14 protein-coding genes are annotated in these 16,790 nt (G+C 73.9%); 7 read left to right on the plus strand and 7 right to left on the minus strand.

All coding sequences use genetic code 11. The features are described from left to right. Positions 1–17 precede the first annotated feature (17 nt). Both G5V58_RS22720 and G5V58_RS22725 read left to right on the plus strand, forming a co-directional pair. Positions 18–1,955, plus strand: coding sequence for an ArnT family glycosyltransferase (locus G5V58_RS22720; protein ID WP_165237529.1), 1,938 nt, complete (start codon positions 18–20; stop codon positions 1,953–1,955). Continuing rightward, positions 1,952–3,148 (plus strand): bifunctional glycosyltransferase family 2/GtrA family protein, encoded by a 1,197-nt coding sequence (locus G5V58_RS22725; RefSeq protein ID WP_230486869.1) that lies wholly within the window; start codon positions 1,952–1,954, stop codon positions 3,146–3,148. Before G5V58_RS22720 ends, G5V58_RS22725 begins: the two co-directional genes overlap by 4 nt. Here the strand turns inward: G5V58_RS22725 and G5V58_RS22730 are convergent. The 5 genes from G5V58_RS22730 to G5V58_RS22750 all read right to left on the minus strand — a co-directional run bounded on the left by G5V58_RS22730 (position 3,099) and on the right by G5V58_RS22750 (position 8,750). Beyond that, on the minus strand, positions 3,099–3,464 hold the full coding sequence (locus G5V58_RS22730; RefSeq protein ID WP_165237533.1) for a hypothetical protein: 366 nt from the start codon (positions 3,462–3,464) through the stop codon (positions 3,099–3,101). The two genes, G5V58_RS22725 and G5V58_RS22730, sit on opposite strands and share 50 nt — an antisense overlap. Positions 3,465–3,590: 126 nt before the next feature. Further along, complete coding sequence (locus G5V58_RS22735; protein WP_165237535.1) at positions 3,591–6,008, minus strand: CHAT domain-containing protein; 2,418 nt, start codon at positions 6,006–6,008, stop codon at positions 3,591–3,593. 26 nt (positions 6,009–6,034) lie between these two features. Next, positions 6,035–7,663: a S8 family serine peptidase gene (locus tag G5V58_RS22740; RefSeq protein ID WP_165237537.1), complete on the minus strand. Its 1,629-nt coding sequence runs from the start codon at positions 7,661–7,663 to the stop codon at positions 6,035–6,037. A gap of 12 nt (positions 7,664–7,675) precedes the next feature. Beyond that, a complete protein-coding gene (locus G5V58_RS22745; RefSeq protein ID WP_165237539.1) occupies positions 7,676–8,164 on the minus strand; it encodes a hypothetical protein in 489 nt (162 codons plus the stop codon). Further along, complete coding sequence (locus tag G5V58_RS22750) at positions 8,157–8,750, minus strand: RNA polymerase sigma factor (RefSeq protein ID WP_230486870.1); 594 nt, start codon at positions 8,748–8,750, stop codon at positions 8,157–8,159. Before G5V58_RS22750 ends, G5V58_RS22745 begins: the two co-directional genes overlap by 8 nt. 152 nt (positions 8,751–8,902) lie before the next feature. Here G5V58_RS22750 and G5V58_RS22755 point away from each other — a divergent pair, with 152 nt between their 5' ends. After that, on the plus strand, positions 8,903–10,033 hold the full coding sequence (locus tag G5V58_RS22755; RefSeq protein ID WP_165237541.1) for a lipid II:glycine glycyltransferase FemX: 1,131 nt from the start codon (positions 8,903–8,905) through the stop codon (positions 10,031–10,033). Continuing rightward, positions 10,030–11,079, plus strand: a complete 1,050-nt coding sequence (locus G5V58_RS22760; RefSeq protein ID WP_165237543.1) for an alanine racemase — start codon at positions 10,030–10,032, stop codon at positions 11,077–11,079. The genes G5V58_RS22755 and G5V58_RS22760 overlap by 4 nt, the downstream gene beginning before the upstream one ends. Here G5V58_RS22760 and G5V58_RS26205 read toward each other — a convergent pair. After that, positions 11,040–11,846 (minus strand): glycosyltransferase family 87 protein, encoded by an 807-nt coding sequence (locus G5V58_RS26205; RefSeq protein ID WP_230486871.1) that lies wholly within the window; start codon positions 11,844–11,846, stop codon positions 11,040–11,042. The genes G5V58_RS22760 and G5V58_RS26205 overlap by 40 nt on opposite strands. On the opposite strand from G5V58_RS26205, the gene G5V58_RS26210 reads away from it, so the two are divergent. Further along, on the plus strand, positions 11,845–12,075 hold the full coding sequence (locus G5V58_RS26210; protein ID WP_230486872.1) for a hypothetical protein: 231 nt from the start codon (positions 11,845–11,847) through the stop codon (positions 12,073–12,075). The two genes, G5V58_RS26205 and G5V58_RS26210, sit on opposite strands and share 2 nt — an antisense overlap. Before the next feature lie 385 nt (positions 12,076–12,460). Here the strand turns inward: G5V58_RS26210 and G5V58_RS22770 are convergent, their stop codons facing one another. Further along, on the minus strand, positions 12,461–14,911 hold the full coding sequence (locus G5V58_RS22770; RefSeq protein ID WP_165237545.1) for a transglycosylase domain-containing protein: 2,451 nt from the start codon (positions 14,909–14,911) through the stop codon (positions 12,461–12,463). A gap of 144 nt (positions 14,912–15,055) precedes the next feature. Between G5V58_RS22770 and G5V58_RS22775 the strand changes: the two genes are divergently transcribed. Together G5V58_RS22775 and G5V58_RS22780 are read left to right on the plus strand one after the other, a co-directional pair. Further along, positions 15,056–15,637 carry a PadR family transcriptional regulator gene (locus G5V58_RS22775; protein ID WP_165237547.1) on the plus strand — a complete coding sequence of 194 codons (582 nt, stop codon included), beginning with the start codon at positions 15,056–15,058 and terminating at the stop codon, positions 15,635–15,637. A 26-nt stretch (positions 15,638–15,663) separates the two neighbouring features. Continuing rightward, the gene (locus G5V58_RS22780; RefSeq protein WP_165237549.1) at positions 15,664–16,752 is read left to right on the plus strand and encodes an inositol-3-phosphate synthase; all 1,089 of its coding nucleotides are present in this window, start codon (positions 15,664–15,666) and stop codon (positions 16,750–16,752) included. Positions 16,753–16,790 lie beyond the last annotated feature (38 nt).

Genomic DNA, 16,790 nt, shown 5'->3' on the forward strand with positions numbered 1-16,790 from the left:
CCGCCGACCGTGGGGGCATGAGCCTCGCGACCGCGGTCCGACCCGCGCCCTCCCCCGCCCCTGACCCGACGCCGGCCGGACCGGACCGCGCCCGCTGGGAGCGGCCGGCGCTGCTGGTGCTCCTGGCCGGCACCGCCGTCCTCTACCTCTGGGGGCTCGGGACGTCGGGGTGGGCGAACAGCTTCTACGCCGCGGCCGCCCAGGCCGGGTCGGCGTCGTGGAAGGCCTTCTTCTTCGGCTCCTCCGACGCCGCCAACGCGATCACCGTCGACAAGACGCCGCTCTCGCTGTGGCCGATGGCCCTGTCCATCCGGGTCTTCGGGCTCTCGTCGTGGAGCCTGCTCGTCCCGCAGGCGCTGGAGGGCGTGGCCGCGGTCGGGCTGCTCCACGCGACGGTCCGTCGTACGACGGGATCGGCGGCGGCCGGGCTGCTGGCCGGCCTGGTGCTGGCCACCACGCCGGTGGCGGTGCTGATGTTCCGCTTCGACAACCCCGACTCGCTGCTGGTCCTGCTGCTCATCGGGTCGGCGTACGCCACGCTGCGGGCGGTCGAGACCGAGAGGCACCCGGTCCGGTGGCTGGCCCTGGCCGGCGCCCTGGTCGGGCTGGCCTTCCTCACCAAGATGCTGCAGGCGTTCCTGGTGGTGCCGGCGATGGGCCTGGCCTACCTGCTGCTGGCCCGCAGCCCGTTCGCCAAGCGGCTCGGCCACCTGGCCGTCGGGCTGCTCGCACTGGTGGCCAGCGCCGGCTGGTGGGTGGCGATCGTGTCGCTGTGGCCGGCGGGCAGCCGCCCGTACATCGGCGGCAGCCAGGAGAACTCAGTCCTCGAGCTGACCCTGGGCTACAACGGCCTCGGCCGGCTCACCGGTGACGAGACCGGCTCGGTCGGCGGCGGCGGACCGGGCGGCGGCGCGGGCGGCGGCATGTGGGGCGACACCGGGATCGGCCGGCTGCTCAGCAGCGAGGTCGGCGGTCAGGCGGGCTGGTTGCTGCCCGCGGCGCTGGTCCTGCTGGTCGCCGGGCTCTGGCTGACCCACCGCGAGCCGCGCACCGGCCCGGTCCGCGCGGGCCTGGTCGTGTGGGGCGGCTGGCTGCTGGTCACCGCGGCGACGTTCAGCTTCATGGCGGGGATCTTCCACGCCTACTACACCGTCGCGCTGGCCCCGGCCATCGCCGCGCTGGTCGGCACCGGCGCCTGGCTGCTGTGGACGCACCGCCGCTCGCTCGTCTCCGGGCTGGCGGCCAGCCTGACCGTCTCGCTGACCACGGTGCTGGCCTTCTTCCTGCTCGACCGCACCCCGGACTTCCTGCCCTGGCTGCGCTGGGTGGTCCTGGTCGGCGGCGTGCTCACCGCGCTCGCGCTCAGCGGGCTCGGCCTGTTGCCCCGCCGCCTCGCGGCCGGTGTCGCGGCGACCGCGCTGGTCCTCGGCCTGGCCGGCCCCGCGGCGTACGCCGTGCAGACCGCGGGCACCGCGCACACCGGCTCGATCCCCAGCGCCGGCCCGAGCGCGCAGGGTGGTCCCGGCGCCGGCCCCGGCGGGATGCGGATGCCGACGGGTGGCGCTCGGGCCGGTGGTGCCGGCGGGCTGCTCACCGGCAGCGACCCGGGCGCGCAGCTCACCGCGCTGCTCGAGGCCGACGCGAGCGACTACACCTGGGTGGCCGCGGCGGTCGGGTCCAACTCCGCCTCCGGCTACCAGCTCGCGACCCAGGAGCCGGTCCTGGCCATCGGCGGCTTCAACGGCTCCGACCCGAGCCCGACGCTGGCGCAGTTCCAGCAGCACGTCGCCGACGGCGAGATCCACTACTTCATCGCCGGTGGCATGGGCGGGTTCGGCGGGAACCAGATGGGCGGCAGCAGCGCGAGCAGCGAGATCGCCGCATGGGTCGAAGCCACCTTCACCGCCCAGACCGTCGACGGCGTGACCCTCTACGACCTGACGGCGGCGTCGTGACCGCGCTGGAGACGGCGTACGAGCCGGCGCTCGCGACCGTGACCCTCGACGTGGTCATCCCGGTGCACAACGAGGAGGCCGACCTCGAGGCGTCGGTGGAGCGGGTCCGCGCGCAGCTCGCCCGGCTGCCGTGGAGCGCCCGGGTGACCATCGCCGACAACGCCAGCACCGACGGCACGGCCGTCCTGGCCCGGCGCCTGGCGCACCGCCACGACGACGTCCGCGTCGTCCACCTGGCCGAGAAGGGCCGCGGCCGCGCGCTGAAGAAGGTGTGGACCGAGTCCGACGCCGAGGTCCTGGTCTACATGGACGTCGACCTCTCGACCGACCTCAAGGCCCTGCTGCCGCTGGTCGCTCCGTTGCTCAGCGGGCACTCCGACCTGGCCATCGGCAGTCGGCTGCGCCACGACGCCCGGGTCGTGCGGGGGCCGAAGCGCGAGGTGATCAGCCGCGGCTACAACCTGCTGGTCCGCGGCACGCTGCGCACCCGCTTCTCCGACGCGCAGTGCGGCTTCAAGGCCATCCGGCGCGACGTGGCCCGTGCCGTGCTGCCGCTGGTCGAGGACGACGCGTGGTTCTTCGACACCGAGCTGCTGGTCCTGGCCGAGCGCGCCGGGCTGCGCATCCACGAGGTGCCGGTGGACTGGGTCGACGACCCGGACAGCCGGGTCGACCTCGCGCGGACGGCGTACGACGACGTGCGCGGGATCCTCCGGCTCGGGCGCAGCCTGCTCACCGGCCGGCTGCCGCTGGCCGAGGTCTCCGAGCGGCTCGGCCGGGCGTCGGCCGACGCCGGGGCGGGCCGGCTCGGCCTGCAGGTCGCGCTGTTCGCGCTGGTCGGCGTGGCCTCGACGGTGGCCTACGCCGCGCTGTTCCTGCTCTTGCGCGGCTGGACCGGCGCGCAGAGCGCCAACCTGCTGGCGCTGCTGCTCACCGCGGTCGGCAACACCGCGGCCAACCGCCGGCTCACCTTCGGCGTCCGCGGGCGGCGCCACGCCCTGCGCCACCAGGTGCAGGGGCTGCTGGTCTTCGGCGTCGGCCTGGCCGTGACGAGCACGGCCATCGCCGCGCTGCACGCCACCGGGACGACGCACCGCGCCGTCGAGGTGGTCGTGCTGACCGCGGCCAACCTGGCCGTGACCGTCATGCGGTTCGTGACGATGCGGACCTGGATGTTCGCGCGGCGGCGCTGACGGGCAGGACGAGGAGCTCGCACACCTCGTGCGCGACCTCGCGGTCGGGGTGGCGGCGCTCGAAGCGCAGCGGCGTCCCGTCGCTCTCGTGGCCGAAGACCAGGAACTGGAACTCCGCGCCGTGCGCCGCCAGCGGCAGCACGTGGCCGGGCAGCCCGGTCACCTGCCACCGGCTCGCGCCGAGCGGCGTGCGGAACCGGACCGCGAGCTGGCTGCCCGCGCCGAGCTCGACGATGGTGCCGGGGCAGGGGTCGGTGAGGACGACGTACCGGTCGTCGGTGCAGCTGGGGAGGGGGAAGCTGGTCGTGACGGTCATGCCGCGCTCCTGGGTCGAGGGGGTGGTCTGCGGTTCAGGAGGTCGTCCGTCGTGCGCAGATACACCGTCCGGGAGGATCCAGGACGAGGGTGCCGGGGAGGTCTTTCGGAAACCTTTCAGCCCGGGTCAGCCGAAGCACACGAACGGTGCCGGCGCGTCGGCGCCGACCGCCCCGACGGTCCCCGCCAGGGCCAGGGCCGGGTCCGTGCCGGTGGCCAGGGCCGCGTGCACACGCACCAGCGCGTCGTGCGCGGCGTCGTCGTTGACCGCGGCCGGGCTGGCCACGACCCGCCGCGCGCCGGCGTGCAGCCAGGCCGCGGTGAGCCCGATCAGCTCCTCGCCCCAGCGCACCGAGGAGCGGCCCACCTCGCAGGCCGAGAGCAGCACCACGTCCGGTACGCCGGGCAGCTGGTCCACGTCGTAGCCGAACCACGGGCCGTCCACCAGCTCGAGCCCGGAGAAGAGCGGGTTCTCGGCGGTGTGCCGTCCGTGAGCGGCCACGTGCAGCACGTCGACGCGGGCGGCCAGCGCCGAGACCGCGTCGGCCGTGGCCGCGTCGCCGGCCAGGACCTCGGCGTCCGACCAGGCCGCGGCCGCCGCGTGCACCTCGGCCTCGGCCCGCGGGACCCGCGGCCCGGCGACCAGACCGGCCGCGCCCAGCCGCAGCGGCTCCGCCGACCGGGCCAGCCACGAGGTGGCGCTCTGGGCGACGGTCACCGGGCGGCCGACCAGGCCGGGCAGCAGCGTCCACGGCACCCCGGCGAGCACCCCCGACGGCGTGAGCACGACCGGCCGGTCGCCCACCGCGTCGGCGAGCGGCGCCACCAGCAGGGCCGCGGCCCGGTCCAGCCGGGCGGCCAGCGCCCCGCGCACCGAGCCGGCCAGCGCGGCCGGCAGCGCGGCCGCGGCCATGTCCAGGTCGGGCAGCAGCCCGCTCAGCACCGCGTCGAGCGCCGCGCGCGAGCCGAGCTCGCACCGGGTCGTGCCGTCCGCGGTGACGACCAGGGCGACCACCGAGGTGGCCGTGACGACGTACGCCACCAGCGCGGCCCCGCCCAGCGACGCCTGGAGCGCCGGCAGCTCGACCGGGTCCGCGACCTCACCCGACCCGCGCCGCTGCCAGGCCTGCTCGCGCACCCGGCGCCGCAGCACGGCCTCGCGCTCCGGCGCCGGCCCGGACCTGAGCTCGGCCAGGTCCGCCGCGGTCTGCGGGTCCTGCGGGGCGCGCACCGGCTGGACCCGGGTGGCCAGCATCCGCGCGCGCTCGGACCACTCGAAGAGCACGGTGTCGGCCGGCGACCGGACGGCCAGGGCCAGCCCGCGCACCGCCAGCCGCACACCGTGGCCGACCACGTTGGTCTGCAGGTCGAGGGAGCCGAACGAGCTCTGCCACGCGTGCAGGTCGTCGAGGCCGGCGCGGACGTGGCCGAAGGCGTCGGCCGGCCGGCGGGCCAGGACGGCGCCCACCTCGCGCGCCTGCAGCCGGACCGAGAGCGGCGCGGGGGCCGCGGTGTCGGCCCGGACCAGCAGGCGGCGGGCACCGTCGCGGTCCCCGCCCTCGGCGCGCGAGCGGGCCACGGCGAGCCGCACGGCCGCGGCGTCCCAGCGCAGGCCGTCGGCGCTGAGCGCCTCGGCCACCCGGACGCCCTCCTCCAGGACCGCCGACGTCGCGGTCGGCGCCGCGGCCAGCTCGCCCTGGACCCGCACGGCGTCGGCCCGGCGCTGCCAGGAGGCCAGCTCGGCGCGCTCGAACCGGCGCGCGGCCCGCCGGGCCACCACGGCCGCCCCGCGGGCGTCGGAGAGCAGCAGCGAGCGGGCGAGGGTCAGCTCGGCCTCGCCGCGGCGCCGGGCCAGCCGCGCCGCGCCGTAGGCCCGGGCGGCCCGGTCGAGTGCGTCGCGTCCCTCCTCGGTGAGTCCGGCCGCCATCAGCACCTCGGCGCGGTCCGCGTCGCAGACGGCGGCCGTGACCACGCTGGTCGCGGCCAGCACGTCGCGGGCCGCGGCCATCGCGCCCAGCGCGCCGGCCAGGTCGCCGGCCAGGAAGCGCGCGTAGCCGAGGTTGTGCTCGGCCATCGCCGCCTCGTGCGGCAGGCCGGCCTCGCGCAGCAGCACCACGGTCTGCGCGAAGTCCGCGCTCGCCGCGGCCGCGTCACCGAGCTCGAGGTGCGCGGTGCCCCGGTTGCCGTGGGCGCGGCCCAGCAGCACGGGGAAGTCGCCCAGCACCGCGATCGCCGCGTCGAGCTCGCGGACGGCCTCGGCCATCCGGCCCGACAGCATGACCAGCAGCGCGTGCTGGCTGAGCAGCGAGCCCCGGGTCTCGGCCGTCAGCCCGTCACGCGCGAGCGCGGACCGGCACAGCCGCTCGGCCGCCTCGCGGTCGCCGGTCTCCGCGACGACGTAGGCCAGGCTGGCCTCGACCGCCCCGGTGGTCGCCTCGTCCGCGGCCCGCTCCAGCGCCCGCTCGAGCAGGGCGCGGGCGGCACGGACCCGGCCGCCGTTGATGGCGGCCACCCCACGGGCGTGGAGGTCCTGGGCGGAGAGCACCCGCCCATCCTGGCCCAGCGCGCGCCCTACTGCTCCGGTTGCGCCTGCAGCGACTGCACGACGTCCCAGGCCCGCGCGGTGGCGACCGCCTGGTCGTCGCCCTCCTGGACGATCCGCGCGGCCAGCATCGAGGCGACCCGGCCCGCGATGACCGGCGCGGAGAACGACGTGCCGCTCCACACCGCGAACCCGCCACGGTAGTCGTCGGGGTCGATGGTCTCGCGCTTGCGCCCGTCCTTCTCCCACCGGGCCACCGGCTCGAGCCCGCCCTGGAACCCGACCGGCAGCGTGCTCAGCACCGAGGCCCCCCGGGTGTAGCAGGTGACCCACGGGCCGGTGTTGCTGAAGAGCGCGTCGGTGCAGTCGTTGGGGTTCTTGGCGCCGACCGAGACGATCGGCGGCACGTCGGGGTCCAGGGTGACCGGCGGCGCACCGGTGGTCCAGGGCGCGAACGCGGCCGGGAACGACGGACGGCTGGTGCCGTCGTTGCCGGCCGAGCAGACGACCACGCAGCCGGTGGCGGCGATCTCGGCGAGCAGGTCGTACATGGTCGGGTCGAAGTGCGCGTCGTCCGGGGTCTCGTGGTAGTAGCCCATGGACAGGTTCAGCACGTCGATGACCGGTCCCTTGCCCGGGTCCTGGCGCCCCAGCCGGGCCAGGTCGCGCAGCCGCTCGAGCGCGGTGACGAGGTCGGACTCCACGATCGGACCGTCGGACGGCACGATGCGGATGGCCAGGATGTCGGCGTCCGGGCACTGCTGGTGCACGAGCCCGGCGATGAAGGTGCCGTGCCCGGACATCGGGTCGATGACGCCGTCCAGCGGCCCGACCTGGTCGGGCTTGACCTCGGGATCGTCCGCGGGGGTGTCGTGGCCGATGGCCAGGCCCTGCACCGTCGCGCCGTGCTGCACGAAGCCCAGCCACTCGTGCTCGCCGCAGCCGGTGTCGAGGACCGCGACGAGCGGCCGGCGCCCGGCGTACTGCTCCTGGCGCGGCGGCGGCTGGCCGACGTAGGCCACCGGCTGGCGGCCGCCGGAGCCGGGCGCGGCGTAGGTGGAGATGGGCGAGTCGTCGCCACCGCCGGCCGGGTTGCTCCAGTGGAACGGGTTGGACCAGTGGAACGGGTTCGACCAGTGGAACGGGTTGGACCAGTGGAAGGGGTCGGACTCGATCGGGTGGAGGTCGAGGAGGTGGTCCAGGGACACCCCGCGCAGCTCGTCGCGGGCGGCCTCGCGCGCCCGGGGGTCCTCGAGGGCCTCGGCGTCGGCGCGGGCCTGCTGGATCAGGACCCAGGCGTTCGGCGGCCGGGTCGCCTGCGGGGCCTGGGCGCGCAGCGGGAGCGGGACCAGCCGCCGACGGGCCCTCTCCTTGCCCTCGACCGGACGGGTGTCGACCAACCAGTCGAGGTTGCGCGCGGTCTGGTCGAGCCGCGCGGCGCGCTCGCGCCCCCGTCCGTCGTCGTCGCGGACCAGGACCCGGTCGGCGACGTACGCCGTGGGCAGGCCGCGAGGGGTGTCCGCGGGGCTCCCGTCGGGCAGCGTGCCGAGCACGCCCGGGTCGACGATCGCCACGGGGAACGGCGGTCCGGCCCACCGGCGCCAGTCATCGGGGTCGGGACCGGGGGCCGGCGGGCGCCGGCGCGAGGCGGGGTGCATGGGGGTGCTCCTCTAGATCTCGAAGGCGGGGGTCTGGAACGGGGTGCTGCCGTCGTTGGGCTCCAGGCGCAGCCGGAGCATCCCGGCGGTGAGCGCGGCGAGCTCGAAGCGGCCGGTGGCGTCGACCTCGATCGTGGCCACGTCGTGCCAGGTGGTGTCGGTGTCGCGCTGGACCGTGACGGCCACCGGGCTGGGCGGGACGACCCAGCCGTCGATGCGCGCGGCCGTGCCGTCGGCGGAGATCCGCAGCAGCAGGTCGACGCCGTCGCGGGCGAAGCGCAGGGTGTAGGCCGCCGCGCCGCTCCCGCGCGTGCCGGCCAGCTCCTCGGTGCGCTCGACGAGCAGCATCAGCTCGAGGTCGAGCCCGACGTCGAAGCGGTCCGAGGCGGCCAGCGCGGCCGCGGCCTGGACCCGGGCGACCAGGCCGTCCGGGACCGGGTCGGTCCCCTCCCAGAAGGCGCGTACGCCGGCCAGGAGCTCGTCGTCGGTGCGCTCAGCCATGGTGGTCCCCGTCCTCGAGCAGCGTGCGGAGCTTCTGCAGGCACCGGCCCCGGGTGGGGCCGATGCTGCCGACCGGCATGCCGAGATCGGCCGCGATCCTGGTGTAGTCGGGGCGGTGCTCGAAGGCCACCACCCGCAGCAGCTGGCGGCAGCGCTCGGGCAGCCGGTCCACGGCGCCCCAGAGGCGCTCGTCGCCGTCGCGGCGCACGACCTCGCTCTCCGGCGAGCCCTCGTCGGGGAGCCGTCGGGCGAGCTCGTCGTCCTCGACCGGGAGCGCACGCCCGCTGGCCCGCGCCACCTTCCACGCCTCGCGGCGCGCGGTCGTGGTCAGCCACCCACCGACCGCGGCGGGGTCCTGCACCGACGCGCGCGAGCGCACCAGGGCGAGCCACGTGGTCTGCACGACGTCCTCGGCCACCTCGGCGCTCAGCCGGTAGGAGCGGACCACGTGCCACAGCACGGGCGTCATCACCCGGACCAGGTCGTCGAGCGCGACCGCGTCGCCGCCGGCCCAGCGCTCGAAGGATGCGGCGGCCTGCCCCCAGACGTCTCCCGGGCGCTCGGTCGCGCGTCCGTCGATCGTCACGGGCGCCCCCAGGCTTCGCGTGGTGTGGCCGGTCACGACGAGGAGGAGGCGCGGGTCGGCCTCCTGATACACGCCGTGGCGAACAGCTCGGTCTGGTCCAGCGTGGCAGGTTCGCGCGTCGGCCGCGAGCACCCGGCCGATAACCTCGAGCGGTGACCCCCACCGTCCGGACGATCAGCCCGGAGGAGCACCTCGCCCACCTGAGCAGCCTGCGGTCGGCGAGCTTCCTGCAGACCCCGGCGTGGGGCGAGGTGAAGACCGAGTGGCGCCACGAGTCGCTCGGGTGGTTCGACGGCGACCGGCTGGTCGGGTCGGGCCTGGTCCTCTACCGCCAGCTCCCCCGGCTCAAGCGCTACCTGGCCTACCTGCCCGAGGGCCCGGACCTGGACTGGACCTCCGACCGCCTGGCCGACCAGCTCGCGCCGCTGGCCGAGCACCTGCGCGCCCAGGGGGCGTTCGGCGTCCGGATGGGACCGCCGGTGGTGACCCGCCGCTGGAGCGCGGCGCAGGTCAAGGAGGGCCTCGCCGATCCCGCCGTGCGTCGGCTCGGCGACCTGACCCCGACCGTGCGCGAGCCGGTCGGTGCCCGCGTGGTCTCCCAGCTGACCACGCTCGGCTGGCGTCCGCAGGGCAGCGACGAGGGATTCGCCGCGGGCCAGCCGCAGTACGTCTTCCAGGTCCCGCTGGCCGGCCGCAGCGAGGCCGACGTGCTGGCGGGGATGAACCAGCTGTGGCGCCGCAACATCAAGAAGGCCGACAAGGCCGGCGTCGAGGTCACCACCAGCACCGGACGCGGCGACGACGAGGGCGACCTCAAGGCGTTCCACGACCTCTACGTGCACACCGCCGAGCGCGACCACTTCACCCCGCGCGGGCTGGCGTACTTCCGCACCATGGCCGACGCGCTCGGCACCGAGGACCCGGACCGGTTCCGGCTGCACCTGGCCCGTCACGAGGGAGACCTGGTCGCGGCCACCATCGCGGTCCGCGTCGGTGCCCACGCGTGGTACTCCTACGGCGCCTCCTCGACCGAGAAGCGCGACGTCCGCGGCTCCAACGCCGTGCAGTGGGCCATGCTCCGTGAGGCGATCGCGGCCGGCGCCGACGTCTACGACCTGCGCGGGATCACCCCCACCCTCGACCCCGAGGACAGCCACGCCGGCCTCATCCAGTTCAAGGTCGGCACCGGCGGCGAGGCGGTCGAGTACGCCGGCGAGTGGGACCTCCCGCTCAACCGGGCCCTGTACGCCGCGTTCGACCTCTACATGAAGCGCCGCGCGTGAGCCTCGAGCTGAGCGTCGACGGCGAGCGGTGGCGGACCCACCTTCGCGCGGTGGCCGAGCGGACGCCCGGCCTGGTGCCGGTGCTCAAGGGCAACGGCTACGGCTTCGGCCTGCACCGGCTCGCGCGCCGGGCGGGGTGGCTCGGCGCCTCGACCGTCGCGGTCGGGCTCTACGAGGAGCTGCCCGAGGTGGCCCCCCGCTTCCCCGGCGACCTGCTGGTGCTCACCCCGTGGCGGCCCTTCCACGAGGACCCGGCCGACCCCGCGCTGGCCAAGCGGGTGGTGCACACGGTCAGCCGGCCCGAGGACCTGCCGGCCCTGCTCGAGCGTCGGCCCGGCGCGCGGTTCGTGCTCGAGCTGGCCACCAGCATGCGCCGCCACGGCATGACCGCGGCCGAGCTCTGGGCGCTGGCCCCGGACCTGCGACGCCTCGGCGGCCGGCTCGAGGGCGTGGCCCTGCACCTGCCGCTGGCCCACGGCGGCCACCTGGCCGAGGTCGAGCGGCTGCTCACCGACGTGGTCGCCGCCGACCTGCCCTCGCGCACGGTCTGGGTCAGCCACCTCACCGACGCCGAGCGCGACCGGCTCCGCGCGGCGTACGCCGACCTCGAGCTGCGCCCGCGCACCGGCACCGACCTGTGGCTGGGCGACCGCGGGGCGCTCCGCGTCACCTCGACCGTGCTCGACGTCCACCCGCTGCGCCGCGGTGACCCCTACGGCTACCGCGGTCGCACCGCCCCGCGCGACGGGCACCTGCTCGTCGTCAGCGGCGGCACCGCCCACGGCATCGGGCTCGAGGCGCCCCAGGGCCAGCTGGGCCTCAAGGACCGCGCCCGCAGCGTCGCCAAGGGCGGCCTGGACGCCGCCGGGCTCAGCCGCTCGCCCTTCTGGGTCGACGGCAAGCAGCGCTGGTTCGCCGAGCCGCCGCACATGCAGGCCTCGATGCTGCTGCTGCCGCAGGGCGCCGGGGTGCCCGAGGTCGGCGACCGGCTGGACGCGCGGGTGCGCTACACCGCGACGGCGTTCGACCGCGTCGTCGTCAGCTGAGGCGGCTGCGCCAGGGTGCTGGTGCGCACGGGGTCGTGCCGCGGCCACCAGATGTCGCGGACCACGACGGCGACCAGGTAGAGCTCGCCGGCCATCCGCAGCAGGATCGCGACCCAGTACGTCGTGGTGTCGCCGCCGTCACCCGGGGCGAGCTCGCCGCCGAGGTACCACCACACCGAGGCGAAGTAGACGACCTCCGTGGCCTGCCAGACGAGCTGGTCGCGCCAGCGCGGCCGGGCCAGCGCGGCCAGCGGCAGCAGCCACAGGACGTACTGCGGCGAGTAGACCTTGTTGACCAGCAGGAAGCCGGCCACGACCAGGAAGCCGAGCTGGGCCAGCCGCGGCGTCGTCGGCGCCCGCAGCCCGAGCAGGGCGACGCCGACGCACCACAGGCCGAACAGCAGCCACGACCACTGGTTCACGGTGTGCGGGGCGATGGTCACGTGCCAGGCCTGGCTGATGACCAGCCAGGGCGAGCCGAGGTCCGGTCCGCGCTCGGAGTTGAACTCCCAGAAGCGCTTCCACTCCTGCGCACCCGAGAGGTACGCCGGCGCGTTGACCAGCAGCCAGGCCGCGGCCGCCGTCAGCACCGTGTCCGCCAGGTCGCGGTAGCGGCGCTCGCGCAGGCAGATGACCGCGATCCCGCCGAGCAGGAAGAGCGGGTAGAGCTTGGTCGCCGTGCCGAGCCCGAGGAGCACACCGGTGGCCAGCGGCCGGCCGCGCGCCCAGGTCCACAGCGCACCAGCGACCAGGACCACGGCGAGCATGTCCCAGTTGATGATCCCGGTGAGCAGCAGCGTCGGGGGAGGCGGCGAAGGCCATCGCGTCCCACGGCCGCCGGCGTTCGACTCCGGCCAGCAGCCAGGCCGACAGCAGGGCGAGCAGCGCGAAGAACAGCGCGTTGACGATGACGAAGCCGCGGATCTCCTTGAGCACCTGCGGGGTGCCGACCAGGTCGCCGACCGGCACGTCGGAGCGTGGACCGACGTCGGGTGACCCGCTGGCCCAGTGCGTCACCCACGCCGCGGTGTAGGCGAAGTAGGCGATGCCGACGGGGTACTCCATGACCTCGAAGCGGCTGCGCACCTGCGCGTCGTCGGAGTAGGGCCACTCGAGCTCGACCAGCCCGCGGCCGTAGTAGAGGTAGGGCAGGTCGGAATAGCACATGTGCGTGTAGCGGTGGTCGTCGTAGACCCACTGCCGCTCGTTGCACCCGCTCTTCTGCACCATCCCGAGCGCGAACACCGCCGCCGCCACCAGCAGCACGACGCGGGTCGGCGTCCACCACGGGTGCCGACCCGCCCGGGAGCCGACCGGGCCGCCCACGCCCTCGCTGAGGGCGGCGACGACCGGGTCGTCGCGGCTCGGGTGGACCGTCACGTCACCAGGTCATCCGTGGCCACCACGCGTAGGCCAGGCTGCGCGCCGCGGTCTGGCTGGGCGTCGGGGTCGAGCTGGGCGTCGGCGTCTGGCAGCCCAGCAGGTCGCAGCTGTTGGTCGGCGGCGGCGGCGCGGTGGTCGGCGGCTCGGTCGTCGGCGGCGGTGGCGGAGGCGCCACAGTCGTCGGCGGCGCGGTCGTCGGGACGTCGGACGTCGGCGGCTTGGTCGTCGGCTCGTCGGTGGGCTCGAGGGTCACCGAGTCGCTCGGCTTGTCGCTGGGCTTCTTGGTCGGCGGCGGCGGCGCCGTGGTCGGCGCGTGGCCGTCGTCGGGCGCGTCGCCGTCGACGTACGCCGGCTCCGGGAACTCCTCGTCGTCGGGGACGTCGACCAGATCGTGGTTCATCACCGCGGTCCAGGTGTCGGCCGGGTAGTCACCCCCGAAGTACGACGGCAACCAGCCGTCGAGCTGCTCGTTGCCCTTGCCGCGCACGTACATCACCGAGGTCGACAGCTGCGGGGTGTAGCCGGTGAACCAGGCCGAGTCGACCTGGTCGAGCGCGTTGGTCGCGGTGCCGGTCTTGCCGGCCGCCGGACGGTCGATGCCCAGCGCCGCGGTGCCGGTGCCGGACTGCACCACCTGCTGGAGCGCGTAGCTGACGTCGGCGGCGATGTCCGGGCCCTGCTCCTGGTCGATGACCTGGGCGTCGCTCTCGGAGTGGTCGTAGAGGACCTCACCGTTCTTGTCGGTGACCTTGTCGATGATGAAGGGCGCGTGGAACTTGCCCTCGTTGCCGATGGTCGCGTAGGCGTTGGCCATGTTGATCGGGCTGATCGTCGCGCTGCCCAGCGTGATGCTCGGGAAGGGGTCGAGCCCGGCGCTCTGGCGCGGGAAGCCGTAGTGCTTGCCCGGGCCCTTGTTGGGCGGGATGCCCATCTTGTTCATCATCTCCAGGACCTTCTGCGGCCCGTCGGGCATGGAGACGGTGAGGTCGGTGTAGGCGGTGTTGATCGAGTCCTCGGTCGCCTTGATGAGGTTGACCGCCGAGCCGTAGTCGTTGTCCTGCTCGTTGCGGATCTCGTCGCCGTTGTCGAGCACGAACGGCGAGTTGCCGTCGAAGGTGTCCTTGAGCGAGTAGCCGGCCTTGATGCCCGCGGCCAGCGCGAACGGCTTCACCGACGAGCCCGCCTGACCGCCGGCGATGGCCCAGTTGATCTGGGACTTGAGGAAGTCCTGGCCCGCGAAGAGCCCGCGCACCGCGCCGGTCTTGACGTCGACCGTGGCCACCGCGACGTGCAGGTTCTTGTCGGTGAACTCCGGACCCTCGGGGCGCACCTCCTTGACCCCGTCGGCCGCCGCGTCCATCGCCTTCTTGGTGAAGGTCGTGGTCACGCGCAGGCCGCCGCCGTCGATCTCGTCGGCGGTGAACAGTTCCCCGTCGGAGCTCTTGCGCAGCGTGCCGAGCTCGTCCTTGACCATGGTCAGCAGGTGGCCCTCCTGACCGCCGTAGCGGTTGTCGGTCTCCTCGGGCTGCCACTTCGGCAGCTTGCGGGCGGCCTGCTGGGCGTCCGCGGCACTGACGTCGTCGGCCTTGGCCATCCCGTCGAGGACGTAGCGGTAGCGCTCGCGCAGGGCCTTGCGGGCGGCCTTGCCGTTGTCGGGGTCGTAGCCGTTGGGGTTGTTGATGATCGAGGCCAGCATCGCGCTCTGCGGCAGGTCGAGGTCGGCGGCGTCGACCTTGAAGTAGGCCTGGGCCGCGGCCTGGATGCCGTAGGCGCCGCGCCCGAAGTAGATCGTGTTGAGGTAGCCCTCGAGGATCTGCTCCTTGCTCTTCTCCTTGCGGAGCTTGAGCGCCAGGATCGCCTCCTTCAGCTTGCGCTGGTAGGACCGCTCCTGGCTGAGGTACAGGATCTTGATGTACTGCTGGGTGATCGTCGAGGCGCCCTGCGTGGAGTTGCCGCTGGCGTTGTTGAAGGCCGCGCGCACGATGCCCTTGAAGTCGATCCCGCTGTCGCTCCAGAAGGTGCGGTTCTCGGCTGCGACCACCGCGTCCTTGATGTCCTGCGGCATCTGGTCGTAGGGAATCGAGTCGCGGTTCTGCTTGGCGAACTGGCCGATCTCGGTCTTGCCGTCGTTGTAGTAGACGAACGACGTGTTGGTCTCGAAGTCGGAGTTCGGGTCCGGCAGGTCGGTGGTCTGGTAGAGGTAGACGAACCCCGCGCCCAGGATCAGCACCGCGACCAGGCCGCTCACCAGGACGTAGAGCAGCGCGCGACGGACCTTCTGCCCGCGCGTGCGGACCTTCTTGGGCTTGCCGTTGCGGCCCAGCTTGACCTTGGTGCCGGCGCCGGCCACGGGCTTCCCGCCCGGCGCCGAGCCGCCGGCGGCCTTGCCCGGGGGGCGGGAGGAGGAGTTCGGCGACCCCGGCGACCCCGCCTTGCGCTTGCCTGCCACGTCGCACGAGGGTACGCACCCCCGCCCAGAACCGCCGAGTCCTCGGTGTGGCGATCCGCCCGTCCCGAGCGGGTCCCACCGTGATGCACCTCGCCGATGTACCGGTGATTCGCAATCTGGTGATGTATCGCTACGATAGGTCGCATGGCACGGCGTGCGGAGACCATCGAGCTGGCAGTCCTCGGACTGCTGCACGAGGGACCGATGCACGGCTACGAGCTGCGCAAGCGGCTCAACCTGATGCTGGGGTGGGGGCGGGTGCTGTCCTACGGCTCGCTCTACCCGACGCTGAAGAAGATGCTCAAGGGCCAGCTGATCGAGGAGTCCACCGCCTCGACCCCGCTGTCACGGCGACCGAAGATCACCTACCAGGTGACCGAGGCCGGCACCCGCGAGTTCGAGCGGCTGATGTCGGAGGTCGGTCCCACCGCGTGGGAGGACGACAACTTCGACATCCGCTTCGCCTTCTTCTCCTCCACCGACATGGAGATCCGGCTGCGCGTGCTCGAGGGGCGGCGCATGCGCCTCCAGGAGCGGCTCGACCGGATCCAGCGCGAGCTGTCGATGACGCAGAAGGAGGCCGACCGGTACGCCGGCGAGCTCCAGCGCCACGGAGTGGAGTCGGTCGAGCGCGAGGTCAACTGGCTCTCCGACCTCATCAACGCCGAGCGCAGCACCCCCAGCAGCACCCCAGTCCCGCCCACCACCACCGCAGAAACGTCCTGAGGGACGCACCGGAAAGGAACGCCCTGATGGGTTCGGTTCGAGTAGCAATCGTCGGAGTCGGCAACTGTGCGACATCCCTGATCCAGGGTGTGCACTACTACCGGGACGCCGACCCCTCGGGCACCGTCCCGGGCCTCATGCACGTCACCTTCGGTGACTACCACGTCCGCGACGTGGAGTTCGTCGCGGCGTTCGACGTCGACGACAAGAAGGTCGGCAAGGACCTCTCCGAGGCCATCAACGCCTCGGAGAACAACACGATCAAGATCGCCGAGGTGCCGACCCTCGGCGTCGAGGTGCAGCGCGGCCACACCCTGGACGGTCTCGGCAAGTACTACCGCGAGACGATCGAGGAGTCCGCCGCCGAGCCGGTCGACATCGTCCAGGTCCTCAAGGACACCCAGGCCGACGTGCTCGTCTCCTACCTCCCGGTGGGCTCGGAGGAGGCCGACAAGTTCTACGCCCAGTGCGCGATCGACGCCGGCGTGGCCTTCGTCAACGCCCTGCCCGTCTTCATCGCCTCCGACCCGGAGTGGGCCGAGAAGTTCCGCGCCGCGGGCGTCCCGATCGTCGGCGACGACATCAAGTCCCAGGTCGGCGCGACCATCACCCACCGGGTGCTGGCCAAGCTGTTCGAGGACCGCGGCGTGGCGCTGGACCGCACCTACCAGCTCAACGTCGGCGGCAACATGGACTTCAAGAACATGCTCGAGCGCGAGCGCCTGGAGTCCAAGAAGGTCTCCAAGACCCAGGCCGTCACCAGCAACCTCAAGGGCGAGCTGGCCGGCGCCGGCGCCCACGACCGCAACGTGCACATCGGCCCGTCCGACTACGTCGCGTGGCTCGACGACCGCAAGTGGGCCTACGTCCGGCTCGAGGGCCGCGCGTTCGGCGACGTGCCCCTGAACCTCGAGTACAAGCTCGAGGTCTGGGACTCCCCCAACTCCGCCGGCATCATCATCGACGCGATCCGCGCGGCGAAGATCGCCAAGGACCGCGGTCTCGGCGGCCCGATCATCTCGGCGTCGTCGTACCTCATGAAGTCCCCGCCGGTGCAGCTGCCCGACGACGAGGGCCGCGCCCGCGTGGAGGCCTTCATCCGCGGCGAGGAGTGACCTCCCCTCTCTGAGAGCGACCCGACGGCCCGACAGCC

Source organism: Nocardioides anomalus, from assembly GCF_011046535.1.
GTDB lineage: Bacteria > Actinomycetota > Actinomycetes > Propionibacteriales > Nocardioidaceae > Nocardioides > Nocardioides anomalus.